Source organism: Streptomyces venezuelae (assembly GCF_008642315.1).
In the GTDB taxonomy this organism is placed as follows: Bacteria; Actinomycetota; Actinomycetes; order Streptomycetales; family Streptomycetaceae; genus Streptomyces; species Streptomyces venezuelae_D.
Genome location: NZ_CP029192.1, coordinates 7,316,682 through 7,330,083 on the forward strand (window position 1 = coordinate 7,316,682; position 13,402 = coordinate 7,330,083).

14 protein-coding genes are annotated in these 13,402 nt (G+C 70.9%); 11 read left to right on the forward strand and 3 right to left on the reverse strand.

All coding sequences use genetic code 11. The features are described 5' to 3' along the window. Positions 1 to 21 precede the first annotated feature (21 nt). From argH to DEJ48_RS32345, 4 genes are all read left to right on the forward strand, one after another. Complete coding sequence (argH, locus tag DEJ48_RS32330) at positions 22 to 1,452, forward strand: argininosuccinate lyase (protein ID WP_150219704.1); 1,431 nt, start codon at positions 22 to 24, stop codon at positions 1,450 to 1,452. Between the two features lie 68 nt (positions 1,453 to 1,520). Then, positions 1,521 to 2,495, forward strand: coding sequence for an aldo/keto reductase (locus DEJ48_RS32335; RefSeq protein WP_150219705.1), 975 nt, complete (start codon positions 1,521 to 1,523; stop codon positions 2,493 to 2,495). A 69-nt stretch (positions 2,496 to 2,564) separates the two neighbouring features. Then, positions 2,565 to 3,116: a TetR/AcrR family transcriptional regulator gene (locus DEJ48_RS32340; RefSeq protein WP_150219706.1), complete on the forward strand. Its 552-nt coding sequence runs from the start codon at positions 2,565 to 2,567 to the stop codon at positions 3,114 to 3,116. Then, a complete protein-coding gene (locus DEJ48_RS32345; protein ID WP_150219707.1) occupies positions 3,113 to 4,654 on the forward strand; it encodes an MFS transporter in 1,542 nt (513 codons plus the stop codon). The genes DEJ48_RS32340 and DEJ48_RS32345 overlap by 4 nt, the downstream gene beginning before the upstream one ends. Positions 4,655 to 5,301: 647 nt before the next feature. On the opposite strand, the gene DEJ48_RS32350 is transcribed toward DEJ48_RS32345, so the two are convergent. Next, positions 5,302 to 5,991 carry a lysophospholipid acyltransferase family protein gene (locus DEJ48_RS32350; RefSeq protein WP_150221526.1) on the reverse strand — a complete coding sequence of 230 codons (690 nt, stop codon included), beginning with the start codon at positions 5,989 to 5,991 and terminating at the stop codon, positions 5,302 to 5,304. A 366-nt stretch (positions 5,992 to 6,357) separates the two neighbouring features. On the opposite strand from DEJ48_RS32350, the gene DEJ48_RS32355 reads away from it, so the two are divergent. From DEJ48_RS32355 to DEJ48_RS32365, 3 genes are all read left to right on the forward strand, one after another. Continuing rightward, on the forward strand, positions 6,358 to 7,548 hold the full coding sequence (locus DEJ48_RS32355) for a glycerophosphodiester phosphodiesterase (RefSeq protein WP_150219708.1): 1,191 nt from the start codon (positions 6,358 to 6,360) through the stop codon (positions 7,546 to 7,548). Positions 7,549 to 7,622: 74 nt separating this feature from the next. Continuing rightward, entirely contained in the window at positions 7,623 to 8,150 is a 528-nt protein-coding gene (locus DEJ48_RS32360) for a sigma-70 family RNA polymerase sigma factor (RefSeq protein WP_150219709.1), read from the forward strand. Positions 8,151 to 8,187: 37 nt separating this feature from the next. Next, positions 8,188 to 8,700, forward strand: coding sequence for a GNAT family N-acetyltransferase (locus DEJ48_RS32365; RefSeq protein ID WP_150219710.1), 513 nt, complete (start codon positions 8,188 to 8,190; stop codon positions 8,698 to 8,700). Here DEJ48_RS32365 and DEJ48_RS32370 read toward each other — a convergent pair. Together DEJ48_RS32370 and DEJ48_RS32375 are read right to left on the reverse strand one after the other, a co-directional pair. Then, positions 8,697 to 9,143 carry a hypothetical protein gene (locus DEJ48_RS32370; RefSeq protein WP_223832274.1) on the reverse strand — a complete coding sequence of 149 codons (447 nt, stop codon included), beginning with the start codon at positions 9,141 to 9,143 and terminating at the stop codon, positions 8,697 to 8,699. The genes DEJ48_RS32365 and DEJ48_RS32370 overlap by 4 nt on opposite strands. A 1-nt stretch (position 9,144) precedes the next feature. Beyond that, on the reverse strand, positions 9,145 to 9,504 hold the full coding sequence (locus DEJ48_RS32375) for a hypothetical protein (protein ID WP_150219711.1): 360 nt from the start codon (positions 9,502 to 9,504) through the stop codon (positions 9,145 to 9,147). Positions 9,505 to 9,596: 92 nt separating this feature from the next. Here DEJ48_RS32375 and DEJ48_RS32380 point away from each other — a divergent pair, with 92 nt between their 5' ends. From DEJ48_RS32380 to DEJ48_RS32395, 4 genes are all read left to right on the forward strand, one after another. Continuing rightward, positions 9,597 to 10,253, forward strand: coding sequence for an HAD family hydrolase (locus DEJ48_RS32380; protein ID WP_150219712.1), 657 nt, complete (start codon positions 9,597 to 9,599; stop codon positions 10,251 to 10,253). Between the two features lie 425 nt (positions 10,254 to 10,678). Continuing rightward, the gene (locus DEJ48_RS32385; protein WP_150219713.1) at positions 10,679 to 11,737 is read left to right on the forward strand and encodes a methionine ABC transporter ATP-binding protein; all 1,059 of its coding nucleotides are present in this window, start codon (positions 10,679 to 10,681) and stop codon (positions 11,735 to 11,737) included. Further along, entirely contained in the window at positions 11,734 to 12,480 is a 747-nt protein-coding gene (locus tag DEJ48_RS32390; RefSeq protein WP_150219714.1) for a methionine ABC transporter permease, read from the forward strand. The genes DEJ48_RS32385 and DEJ48_RS32390 overlap by 4 nt, the downstream gene beginning before the upstream one ends. 85 nt (positions 12,481 to 12,565) lie before the next feature. Continuing rightward, the gene (locus tag DEJ48_RS32395; protein WP_150219715.1) at positions 12,566 to 13,402 is read left to right on the forward strand and encodes a MetQ/NlpA family ABC transporter substrate-binding protein; all 837 of its coding nucleotides are present in this window, start codon (positions 12,566 to 12,568) and stop codon (positions 13,400 to 13,402) included.

The window sequence follows — 13,402 nt, forward strand, 5'->3', positions numbered from 1 at the left end:
ACAGCTTGAGGAGCACGTGCAGTGAGCAGCAACAACGGCGGTGACGTCCGGCTCTGGGGCGGACGGTTCGCCGACGGACCCGCAGAGGCCCTCGCGAAGCTGTCGGCATCGGTCCACTTCGACTGGCGCCTCGCCCCGTACGACATCGCGGGCTCCCGCGCCCACGCGCGCGTGCTCCACACGGCGGGCCTGCTCACCGAGGACGAGCTGACCGGCATGCTGGACGGGCTCGACCGCCTGGAGGCCGACGTCGCCGACGGCTCGTTCGTCGGCACCATCGCCGACGAGGACGTCCACACCGCCCTGGAGCGCGGTCTGCTGGAGCGGCTCGGCCCGGACCTCGGCGGGAAGCTGCGGGCCGGACGGTCCCGCAACGACCAGGTGGCGACGCTCTTCCGGATGTACCTGCGCGACCACGCCCGGATCATCGGCGGCCTGCTCGCCGAACTCCAGGGCGCGCTCGTCGGCCTCGCCGAGGCGCACCCCGACGTCGCGATGCCGGGCCGCACGCACCTCCAGCACGCCCAGCCCGTCCTCTTCGCGCACCACGTCCTCGCGCACGTCCAGTCCCTCTCCCGGGACGCGGAGCGGCTGCGGCAGTGGGACGCCCGGACGGCCGTGTCGCCGTACGGCTCCGGCGCGCTCGCGGGATCCTCGCTCGGCCTCGACCCGGAGGCGGTCGCCAGGGACCTCGGCTTCGAGCACGGCTCGTCGGCCAACTCCATCGACGGGACGGCCTCCCGCGACTTCGTCGCCGAGTTCGCCTTCATCACCGCGATGATCGGCGTGAACCTCTCCCGGATCGCCGAGGAGGTCATCATCTGGAACACGAAGGAGTTCTCCTTCGTCACCCTCCACGACGCCTTCTCGACCGGCTCGTCGATCATGCCGCAGAAGAAGAACCCGGACATCGCCGAGCTTGCGCGCGGCAAGTCGGGCCGCCTCATCGGCAACCTGACGGGTCTGATGGCGACCCTCAAGGCCCTCCCGCTCGCGTACAACCGCGACCTCCAGGAGGACAAGGAGCCGGTCTTCGACTCCTGCGACCAGCTGGAGATCCTGCTGCCCGCCTTCACCGGCATGATGGCGACGCTCACCGTCCACCGGGAGCGCATGGAGGAGCTGGCCCCGGCCGGCTTCTCGCTCGCCACCGACATCGCCGAGTGGCTCGTCAAGCAGGGCGTGCCGTTCCGCGTCGCGCACGAGGTCGCGGGCGAGTGCGTGAAGGTCGCCGAGGCCGAGGGCAAGGAGCTGGACGACCTCACCGACGACCAGTTCGCGAAGATCTCCGAGCACCTCACCCCCGAGGTGCGCACCGTCCTGAACGTGCCGGGCGCGCTCGCCTCCCGCAACGGCCGGGGCGGCACCGCCCCCTCGGCCGTCGCCGACCAGCTCGCCGACGTCAAGGCCGACCTGTCCGTCCAGAAGGAGTGGGTGGGCGCCCGCGGGTGACCCGCAGGTGAGAAAAGGGCGTCGCGGGTTACGTTGACGGGGAGATCCCCTACGACGAGGAGCCCGCGATGCCCTTCGACCGGCTGGCCGCAGCCACGACCCCGACCGCGCACCTGGGGCTCGGTCTCGCCGCCGTCGGCAGGCCCGGTTACATCACGCTCGGCCGAGACACCGACCTGCCGATCGACCGGACCGTCGACGCCCTGCGCGAACGCACCCTCGAACTCCTCGACGCCGCCTACGCGTCGGGGGTCCGCTACATCGACGCGGCCCGCTCGTACGGCCGCTCCGAGGACTTCCTCGCCGACTGGCTGAAGTCCAGGCCGGACGTCCGCGACGTCGTCATCGGCAGCAAGTGGGGCTACACGTACACGGCGGACTGGCGCACCGACGCCGACGGTCCGCACGAGGTCAAGGACCACAGCCCGGCCGCGTACGAACGGCAGCGCGCCGAGACCGCCGAACTCCTCGGCGACCGGCTCGACCTCTACCAGGTGCACTCCGTGACGCCCGAGAGCCCGGCGCTCACCGACAAGGAACTCCACGCACGCCTCGCCGGACTCGCGGCGGAGGGCGTCACCGTCGGCCTCTCCGTCAGCGGTCCCGAGCAGGCCGCCGCGATCCGCGCCGCCCTGGAGGTGACCGTCGACGGGGAGCCGCTCTTCCGCACGGTCCAGGCGACGTACAACATCCTGGAGACCTCCGCCGGCCCCGCGCTCGCCGAGGCCCACGAAGCGGGCCTCACCGTGCTCGTCAAGGAAGGCCTGGCCAACGGCCGCCTCGCCGATCCGTACGCCCCCACCGCGCTGCGCGAGGTCGCCGAGGAGACGGGTCTGGGCTGCGACGCGGTGGCGCTCGCCGTCCTCCTCGCCGAACCGTGGACGGGCGTCGTCCTCTCCGGCGCGGCCACGCCGGTCCAGCTGGTCTCCAACCTGCACGCCGCGGCCGTCGACCTGGACGCGGGGCAGGTCGAGCGGCTGGTGGGCCTGGTACAGGATCCGGCGGCGTACTGGGAGGGCCGCGCGCGGCTGCCCTGGAACTGACGACGGCGGAGCAACGGTCGACCGTCAACCCATGAGACATGCCTGTCTCACACGGCTTATGCTTGTCTCATGTCAGTCGATCGCGACCAGGTCCTGCGCAGCGCCGCGGCCCTGCTCACCCGCAAGGCCACCGCCACGATGGACGAGGTCGCCCGTGCCGCGGGCATCAGCAGGGCGACCCTCCACCGCCACTTCGCGGGCCGCGACGCCCTCGTGCGCGCCCTGGAGGAGCTCGGCCTCCAGGAGTGCGAGGCCGCTCTCGTCCGGGCCAGGCTCGACGAGGACGGCGCCGGTGACGCGCTGCGCCGCCTGGTGCGGGAGGTCGAGCCCGCCGCGGGCCTGCTCGCCTTCCTCTACACGGAGAACCAGCTCTTCGAGGGCGACGCGCAGAACGACGGCTGGTCCCACATCGACGACCGGCTCGCCGCGCTCTTCCGGCGCGGCCAGGAGAACGGCGAGTTCCGTATCGACCTGACACCCGTCTGGCTCACCGAGGCGTTCTACGGCCTCATCGGCTCCGGCGCCTGGGCCGTCCAGGACGGCCGGGTGGCCGCCAAGGACTTCTCGTACATGATCGCCGAGCTGCTGATCGGCGGCGCACAGCGGAGAGTGGACTCATGACCAGCACCCACAAGGAAGCCGCGGCGCCGGAGATCGAGCGCAGCCCCGGCCGCTGGCTCGCCCTCGCCGTGCTCGCGCTGGCCGTGCTCCTCGTCGCCGTCGACGCGACCGTGCTCGGCCTGGCGACGCCGTACATCAGCGAGGACCTCAAGCCCTCCGGCACCCAGCTCCTCTGGATCGGCGACGTCTACTCGTTCGTCATCGCCGGTCTGCTCGTCTCCATGGGCAGCCTCGGCGACCGCATCGGCCGCAAGAAGCTGCTGCTCACCGGAGCGGTCGCCTTCGGCGCGGTGTCGGTCCTGAACTCCTACGCGACCAGTCCCGAGATGATGATCGTGGCCCGCGCGCTGCTCGGTGTCGCGGGCGCGACGCTGATGCCGTCGACGCTGGCGCTGATCCGCAACATCTTCCACGACCCGCGCGAGCGCAGCCTCGCCGTCGGCATCTGGGGCGCCATGGCGTCCGCGGGCGCGGCGGTCGGGCCCGTCGTCGGCGGCTTCCTGCTCGAACACTTCTGGTGGGGTTCGGTCTTCCTGATCAACCTGCCGGTGATGGCCGTGCTCGTCCTGGTCGGCATCAAGTTCCTGCCCGAGTCCAAGAACCCGGCCCCGGGCCCGTGGGACCTGGTCAGCGTCGTGCTCTCCCTCATCGGCATGATCGCCGTCGTGTACGCCATCAAGGAGGCGGCCGCGCACGGGCTGCGCTGGGACGTGGCCGCGGCGGCGGTCGTGGGCGTCGCCGCGCTGGTCTGGTTCGTACGCCGCCAACTCACGCTTCCCGCTCCGCTCCTGGACATGCGCCTCTTCCGCAACCGCGGGTTCTCCGGCGCGGTCCTCGCCGACCTCCTCACCGTCCTCGGCCTCTCCGGCCTGGTCTTCTTCCTCTCCCAGTTCCTCCAGCTCGTGCAGGGGAGGCGGCCGTTCGAGGCGGGCCTGGCCGAACTGCCCGCGGCGGCGGGCGCGGTGGGCGCGGGCCTGATCGCGGGCATGGTGGCGCGCCGCTTCTCCGTACGCATCGTGGTCGCCGGCGGCCTGGCGGCGGTAGGCCTCTCCCTCGCCGTGCTCACGGCACTCGACCAGAGCACGGGGTATCCGCTCCTGGGAGCGGCTCTCCTGGTGGTCGGCATCGGCGCGGGCTTCTCGTTCACGGTGACGGCCGACGTGATCCTGTCGAGTGTGCCCAAGGAGCAGGCGGGCGCGGCGTCCGCGGTCTCGGAGACGGCGTACGAGCTGGGCGCGGCGCTCGGCATCGCGCTGCTCGGCTCCATCGTCACCGGCGTCTACCGCGACTTCACGGCACCGCCGGGCACGCCGGGGGACGTGGCGTCGGCGGCGCACGAGTCGTTGGGCGGCGCGGTGGAATCCTCGGCGTCGCTTCCCTCCGCCGAGGCGGACGTCCTCCTCCACTCCGCCCAGTCGGCCTTCGTCGACGGCCTCCGCCTGGCGGCGGGCGTGGGCGCGGCGGTCCTCCTCGCCACGGCGGCGGCAGCGTGGTTCCTCCTCAAGGGCCAGCGGCTGGAGGACGGCGTGGAGCACTGAGGCCCGCGGAACTTCCGGGTGCGGCCCCGCGGTAGTTGCTCACGCAGGCTTGTCCGTCTGCGGCCCCGCCGCGGCCGCTCGCGCAGTTCCCCGCGCCCCTGGGCCCGTTGCGCTCGCGCCGGTTCTCTGTCCGCGGCCCCGCCGTGGCCGCTCGCGCAGTTCCCCGCGCCCCTGGGTTCGTTGTGCTTGCGCTGGGTGTGCGTCTGCGGGTCGGTCGTGGTTGCTCGCGCAGTTCCTCGCGCCCCTGAACCCACCCCGGCCGACCGCCCACGTCGCGGCGCCGGGAGCTTTTCAGGGGCGCGGGGAACTGCGCGCTCAGCCCCCTGCGGCCCGCGGGCGAAATGGTTCGCCGGAGGTGCCTCAGGGCGGGGCGCAGGCGAGGACGGGCCGGGGCGGGAGCTTTTGAGGGGCGCGGGGAACTGCGCGCTCAGGCCCCTGTGGTCCGCAGGCGAAATGGGTCGCGGCGAGTGCCCCCGTGTGGGGCGCAGTCGAAGGCGGGCCGGGCGTGGGGATTCAGGGGCGCGGGGAACTGCGCGAACGGGCACCCGCGCGCCGGGTCCGGAACGGGGAACGCCCGCCCCGGTGCAGGAGGGAATGACCTCCGCACCGGTGCGGGCGCACCAGTAATCCGCTCAAGCCCCGCAGGGCTACGCCGCCTTCGCCTTCGTGGCGTACATGTCCACGTACTCCTGCCCGGAGAGCAACATGACCTCCGTCATCACGGAGTCCGTCACCGCCCGCAGCACATACCGGTCCCGGTCCATCCCGTCGTACCGCGAGAACTCCATCGCCTCACCGAAGCGGACCGTCACCTTCCCCGGCCGGGGAACACCCTTGCCGCCCGGCTGGAGCTTGTCCGTGCCGATCATCGCGAAGGGGACGACGGGCGCACCCGTCATGAGCGTGAGTCGGGCGATGCCCGTACGACCTCGGTACAGCCGCCCGTCGGGCGAACGCGTGCCCTCGGGGTAGATGCCGAAGACCTTGCCGTCGTCGAGGATGCGCCGCCCGGTCATCAGCGCCGCGACCCCACCACGACCACCGTCACGGTCTACGGGAATCATGCCGACGCCCGTGAAGAACCATGCCATGAGGCGACCCTTGAAGCCCTTGCCGGTGACGTACTCGTCCTTGCCGATGAAGAACACCGGACGGTTGGTCACCAGCGGCAGGATCATCGAGTCGATGAACGTCAGGTGGTTTCCGGCCAGAATGACGGGCCCGGTCCCCGGGATGTTCTCGGCGCCTTCTACCCGTGGGCGGAACATCAGGCGCAAGAACGGTCCGAGCACTGCCTTGATGAGCGCTAGACGGGACAACAGGCCCTCCGGTGTCAACGGGTCGACGACGAGTAAGTGCAGGTGAGTACGGTACTCGCGGGCCACCGCCCTTTGCACATCGGGTTCATGGACCCGATACACAGTGTTGACCTGATTCTGTGCCGTGTTGCCCGGGGTTGTCGCCTGTGTGACGACCGTATCCCCACGGGACGGGCGTGGCCCGAAGTAGTGGTCCTTGTCACGCACGTACTTCGCTCTGCGTGGCGGCCCCCGGACACGGGCCGCCACTCCGATCGTGCGCCCACTCGCCACGCCGCGTCATCCCGCCGTTCCTCCCAGGGTCTCCCACACGTCACTCCCGGCCACCTACGATCGGTCCCGCTTTGTCAGGTGCAAGGCAGCGGGACATCGGGAGGAGCGCCAATGGCGACGCAGGATTCGGGTCAGCAGCAGCCGGGGACGAGCCCGGGGCGCCGAGCGCTACTGGGAGCGGCGATCGCCGGTGCGGGAGCCGCCGCGGTCGGCCTGCCCGGCGTGGCGAGAGCCGACGAACGGCACGGCGGGGGACACGGCGGGCACGGCGGACATGGCGGATACCCGTCCCTGCCCGTACCGACAGTCGTCGCGCACCGCGGCACCAGCGGCTATCGGCCGGAACACACCCTCGGCTCGTACCAGCTCGCCCTCGACATGGGCGCGCACGTCATCGAGCAGGATGTGGTGCCCACCAAGGACGGCCACCTCGTCTGCCGTCACGAGAACGACATCACCGCGACGACGGACGTCTCGGCGCACCCCGAGTTCGCGTCCCGCAAGACCACCAAGTCCGTGGACGGCACCTCGCTCACCGGCTGGTTCACCGAGGACTTCACGCTCGCCGAGCTGAAGACGCTGCGGGCCAAGGAGCGCATCCCCGGCACCCGCCAGCGCAACACCCTCTACGACGGCCGCTGGGACGTGCCCACCCTCGAAGAGGTCTTCCGGTGGGCCGAGAAGGAGGGCCGCAAGCGCGGCAGGCCGGTCTGGCTGCACATCGAGACCAAGCACCCCACCTACTTCCGCAAGCTGGGCCTCGGCCTGGAGGAGCCCCTCGCCAAGCTCCTGCGCCGCTACGGCCGCCACAAGAAGAACTCGCCGAACTTCCTCCAGTCCTTCGAGCCCAGCAGCATCCAGCGCCTGGCCAAGCTGGTCTCCGCGCCGCGCGTCGTGCTCCTGTCCACCGCGGGCTCCCGCCCCTGGGACTTCGTCGAGGCGGGCGACCCGCGCACCGTCGCAGACCTGATCACGCCCAAGGGCCTGCGGTGGATGGCCGGCTTCGCGCAGGGCATCGGCCCGACCCTCGACCTGGTCATCCCGCGCAAGGCCGACGGCAGCCTCGGCACGCCGACCAAGCTGGTCAAGGACGCGCACGCGGCAGACCTGATCCTGCACCCGTACACGATGCGCAACGAGAACACCTTCCTGCCCACGAACTTCAGGAAGGGCACCGACCCGAACGCCTACGGCGACGCCTTCGGCGCCTTCAAGGCGTACTTCGAGACGGGCATCGACGGGATCTTCTCCGACAACTGCGACACCGCCCTGCTCGCGGCCGCGGACTTCGTCAACAAGTGAGGTCCCGGACCCGGTTGGGGTGAGACACGGCCGCTCCGGAAACCTCGCACCGGAGCGGCCGCGTCCCGCCGTGCATGACGTACGACCTCCTCCCCGCGCTCATCCCCACCCTGCGCCCGCTGCTCGCCGCCGAGGCGTCCGCGGAGGCGCTCGGCTCCGGCACGGACCCCGGCGACCTCGAACAGGCCGTCTGGCTCCGCCTCCTGGAGCGCCTGGAGTCCGACGGGCCGCCCGCCGACCCCGCGCTGTGGCTGCGCGGCGCCGTCCAGGCCGAGGCGCGCCTGACCAGGCGCACCAGCCGCGAGGAGGCGGCGTACGCCACCGAACCCGCCGACGACACCGAGCGCGGCCCTGAGGAGCGCGCCCTGTCCGCCGACCGGAACCGCACCCTGCACGCCGCCGTGCGCAGGCTCCCCGGACGCTGCCCCGGCCTCATGGCCGCACTGCTGTCCCCCAAAGACCTCACCTACCGCGAAATCGCAGGGGAGTTGGGAATGTCACAGGGGAGTCTGGGGCCCGAACGTTCCCGTTGCCTGGGATGCCTGCGCAGAATGCTGGCGGCGGAGGTTGCGGCTCCTGCACCGTGGGGAATGGAGCGTTAGACAACCGGTGGAGCAGGTGAGCGGGAGGCATGCACACATGGGCATGAGCGTGACCATCTCGGTGGCGGCGGCGGACGACCAGGACGCCGCCGAGCAGATCCTCAAACTGCAGTACCTCTGCTACCAGAGCGAGGCCGAGATCTACGGCGACTACTCGATCGAACCCCTGACGCAGTCCCTGGAGTCCCTCAGGGGCGAACTGGACTCGGGCACCGTCCTCGTCGCCCGGCTCGGCACCGAGGTGGTGGCCTCCGTGCGCGGCACGGTCGGCGCCAACGGCACGGCACGGATCGGCAAGCTCATCGTCCACCCCAGAATGCAGCGCCACGGCCTGGGCGGCCGCCTCCTCGACGCGATCGAGCAGCGGCTCGGAGCCGAGGGCACGGCCAAGTGCTTCGAGCTCTCTTCGGGGCACCGCAGCGAGCAGAACCTGCAGCTCTACAGGAAGCACGGGTACGCGGCCGTGAGCAGCCGCCGTGTGGACGACCGCCTCACGGTGCTGACGTTCGCGAAGGAGGCGGCCGCGGGAACGTACGTGGCCAGCGCCTAGCGTGCCGCCGAAGCCTTCCGCGCCTTGTTCAGCCAGAAGATCGCCGTCACCGGCAGGATCACCGGGATGAAGAGGTAGCCCATCCCGAAGTCCGACCACACCGTGGCGTCCGGGAAGGCGGACGGTTCCACCAGCGTCCAGGTGCCCACGGCCAGGACGCCCACGAGCTCGGCGGCGCAGCACACCAGCGCCGCCGTGCGGGCCGTGGAGCCGCCGCGCACCAGCGAGTACGTGATGAAGCCGTAGACGAGGCCCGCGACCGCGGACAGCGAGTACGCGAGCGGGGCCTTGTCGAAGTCCGTGGAGATCTGCACGGCCGAGCGGGACACGGCGCCGACCACCATCACGCCGTACAGCCACACCAGCAGGATGCCCGGGCCCGTGATGAGCTTCTGGCGGGTCTCGGGGGTCTCGGGAGGCTCGCTCTCTCTGGTCACCGTCACCTCAGCCTCCCCAGATGTCGTAGAGCCGCACTTCGAGCACGGCGAGGACCACTCCGCCCGCGGCGACCGTCACGGAGCCCCAGCGGGTCCGCTCGGCGAGGGACATGAAGCCGGCGGCGGGCACACAGGCGAACGCGCCGATCAGATACGCCACGAAGATCGTCGTGCCCTGCTCCGCGTGCTCGCCGCGTGCGAGCTGCACGATGCCGGCGATCAGCTGGACGGCGGCCAGGAGGGTCACGACGCCCATCCCGATGAAGTGCCAGTCCTTGGTCGGCTGGTCGCGGTAGGCGGCGAAACCGCACCACGCGGCGAGGGCGAGCGCGGCCACGGAGGTCGCGATCGTCAGGGCAACAAGCATGTCCGTGACTTTATTACGGGGCCTTCGGCCCGGTGCGCGCGGCCCTCGGCCCGTTGCACGCCCCAGGGAGGCGCCACGTACGCTCGATGATTATGAAGATCCATGCTGACGCGCTCCTGTTCGACAACGACGGCACCCTCATCTCCTCCATGGAGTCGGTGTACCGCTGCTGGTCGCGGTGGGCGCAGGAGTACGGGATCACCGCGGAGGAGTTCGCCGCGGTCGAGCTGCACGGGCGGCCCGCCGCCGAGATCGCCGCCGACCTGCTGCCGCCGGAGAAGATCGCCGAGGCCGTCGCCCGCATCGAGGAGCTCGAGGTCTCCGACGTCGCGGGCGGAGTCGTCCTGCTGCCCGGCACCCGCGAGCTCCTGGAGTCCCTGCCCACCGAGCGCTGGGCCGTGGTCACCTCCGCGACCCGCGCCCTGGGCGAGGCCCGGCTCGCCGAGGTGGGCCTGCGTCCCGGCCTCGTCATCGCCGCCGACGACATCACGCGCGGCAAGCCCGACCCGGAGCCCTTCCTCCTCGCCGCCGACAAGCTCGGCGTCGACCCCGCCCGCTGCGTCGTCTTCGAGGACGCCCCCGCGGGACTCCAGGCGGGCCGGGCGGCCGGCATGAAGACCGTGGCGTTGACCACAACCCACCAGGCGTCCGAGCTCCCCGCCGGCCTCGCCGACGTCGTCGTCAAGGACCTCTCCGCCGTGTCCGCGCAGGCCACGGAGGGCGGCGTGGAGATCGTCGTCGCCGACTGAGCCCTCCGTCCCCGGCGTCCGCGGCCGTCCCACCGCTGTCCGTATACCGGACAGCGGTGGTGGACAGCGACCACACGCGTGTTTTACTTGGGCCCATGACCACGACGAGCAGCCGCACCCCTGCGACCGAGGCGATCACGACGCCCGGTGCTCGTTGTATGTGTCGAATGTGCGCCTTCTGAGGGCCCCCGCACCACTGAAGAGCCTCGCGCCCCGAAGCGAAGCCGCTGTGCCGCGCTCCTGACCGACGGACCCGTTTGACCCGGTCTCGATCGAGTCGACAAGTCGACGTAGGAAGCGAGCCTGCCCCGCGCACACGTCCTCCGGTTCCACCGCACCACCACCGCGAGAACCGTGCCGCGTTCCGAACGAATGCCCCGTGCCCGGCCACCCCGCGCCGCGCACTCGACAGTGACGGAAATCCTGTGATCACCACTTCCGGCCTCACCAAGGTCTACCGCTCACGCGGTCGTGAAGTAACCGCCCTCGACGGAGTCGACCTGCACGTCCGCGAGGGCGAGGTGTACGGCGTCATCGGCCAGTCCGGCGCCGGCAAGTCCTCCCTGATCCGCTGCGTCAACCTCCTGGAGCGCCCCACCTCCGGCACCGTGACCGTCGCGGGCCAGGACCTCACCGCCCTGGCGGGCCGCGGCCCCCGCGCCGGCAAGGAACTGCGCAAGGCCCGCAGCCGCATCGGCATGGTCTTCCAGCACTTCAACCTGCTGTCCTCGCGCACCGTGCAGGACAACGTCGAGCTGCCCCTGGAGATCCTCGGACTCAGCGGCGCCGAGCGCTCCCGCAAGGCCCTCGAACTCCTCGACCTGGTCGGCCTCGCCGACAAGGCCAAGTCCTACCCGGCCCAGCTCTCCGGCGGCCAGAAGCAGCGCGTCGGCATCGCCCGCGCCCTGGCCGGCGACCCGAAGGTGCTCCTCTCCGACGAGGCGACCAGCGCCCTCGACCCCGAGACCACCCGCTCCATCCTCCAGCTCCTGCGCGACCTCAACCAGCAGCTCGGCCTGACCGTCCTGCTCATCACGCACGAGATGGACGTCGTCAAGAGCGTCTGCGACTCCGCCGCCCTCATGGAGCGCGGGCAGATCATCGAGTCCGGCACCGTCAGCGAGCTGCTCGCCACCCCCGGCTCCGAGCTCGCCGCCGCGCTCTTCCCGGTCAGCGGCGACGCCACCGGCGCCGACCGCACCGTCGTCGACGTGACCTTCCACGGAGAGGCCGCGACGCAGCCGGTCATCTCCCAGCTGTCGCGCACGTACAACATCGACATCTCGATCCTCGGCGCCGCGATGGACACCGTCGCGGGCAAGCAGGTCGGCCGCATGCGCATCGAGCTGCCGGGCCGCTTCGAGGAGAACGTCGTCCCCATCGGCTTCCTGCGCGAGCAGGGCCTCCAGGTCGACATCGCGGGCGACGACGCGACGCCCACCCCGAAGGACGCGACGCTGCTGGTCAAGGAAGGTGCCAAGTGACCTGGTCGGAGATGCAGCCCCTGCTGGAGCAGGCCTGTTGGGACACCCTCTACATGGTGGGCTGGTCGACGCTGATAGCCGTCGTCGCCGGACTGCCGCTCGGTGTCCTGCTCGTCCTCACCGAGCGCGGCGGACTGCTGCAGAACGCCTTCCTCAACAAGGTCATCGGGCAGATCGTGAACATCGCCCGCTCGATGCCCTTCATCATCCTGATGGTCGCCCTGATGGGCTTCACGCGCTGGATCACCGGCACCACGATCGGCCGCGAGGCCGCTCTCGTGCCGCTGGCCGTCGGCGCCATCCCGTTCTTCGCGCGCCTGGTCGAGACCTCCATCCGTGAGGTCGACGGCGGGCTCGTCGAGGCCGTGCAGTCGATGGGCGGCTCCACCTGGACCGTCGTGCGCAAGGTCCTCGTCCCCGAGTCGCTGCCCTCGCTGATCTCGGGCGCCACCACCACGATCGTCGCCCTCATCGGCTACTCCGCGATGGCGGGCACGGTCGGCGGCGGCGGCCTAGGCGACCTCGCGCTGCGCTACGGCTACCAGCGCTTCGAGACCGAGCTGATGTGGATCACCGTGGCGATCCTCGCCGTGGTCATCTCGATCATCCAGTTCGCGGGCGACTACGCCGCCCGCCGACTGCACAAGCGCGGCGGCGGCTCCGGCCCGCTGCTGCTGTTCCGGCCGCTGCGGGGCGTGACTCCCGGCACCGCCGCCGCCGAATCGGTCAGCAAGACCGGCTGACGCGACGGCCGCCCGACGCAACGGTCCCCAGGACTTCCCCGCGCATCCCGCGGGGCTGCACCACCCATGGAGAAAGGCACTTTTCGTGCGTAACACCGCCAAGATCACCACCGCTGTCCTCGCCGCCGGAGTCCTCACCCTCGGGCTCACCGCCTGCGGCTCCGACAAGGGCTCCGGCGACAAGGACGGCCCGCTCGTCGTCGCCGCGACGCCGACGCCGCAGGGCGAGATCCTGGACTACGTCCAGAAGAACCTCGCCAAGAAGGCGGGCCTCGACCTCGAGGTGAAGGAATTCACCGACTACGTCACGCCGAACACGGCCGTGGAGCAGGGCGAGGTCTTCGCCAACTACTTCCAGCACAAGCCGTATCTGGACGACTTCAACAAGAAGCGCGGCACCGACATCGTGCCCGTCCCGGGAGCCACGGTGCACCTGGAGCCGCTCGGCGTGTACTCGAAGAAGGTCAAGAAGCTCGGGGACCTGGAGAAGGGCGCCACCATCGCCATTCCCAACGACACCACCAACGAGGCCCGCGCGCTCAAGCTGCTCGCGGACAACGGCATCATCGAGCTCAAGAAGGGCGTGGGCTACGAGGCCACCCCCAAGGACATCGCCAAGAACCCCAAGAACATCCAGTTCAAGGAGCTCGAAGCCCCCACGGTGCCCCGCACCCTGAGCGATGTCGACGCCGCGGTGATCAACGGCAACTACGCGCTGGAGGCCAAGCCCTCCCTCAGCCCCGCCAAGGACGCCATCGTCGCCGAGCCCGCCAAGGGCAACCCCTACGGCAACTTCCTCGCCGTGAAGAAGGGCGACGAGAACGACCCGCGCGTGAAGAAGCTCGCCAAGCTCCTCACCTCGCCCGAGGTCAAGAAGTTCATCGACGAGAAGTACGACGGCGCCGTCGTCGCGGCGTTCTGA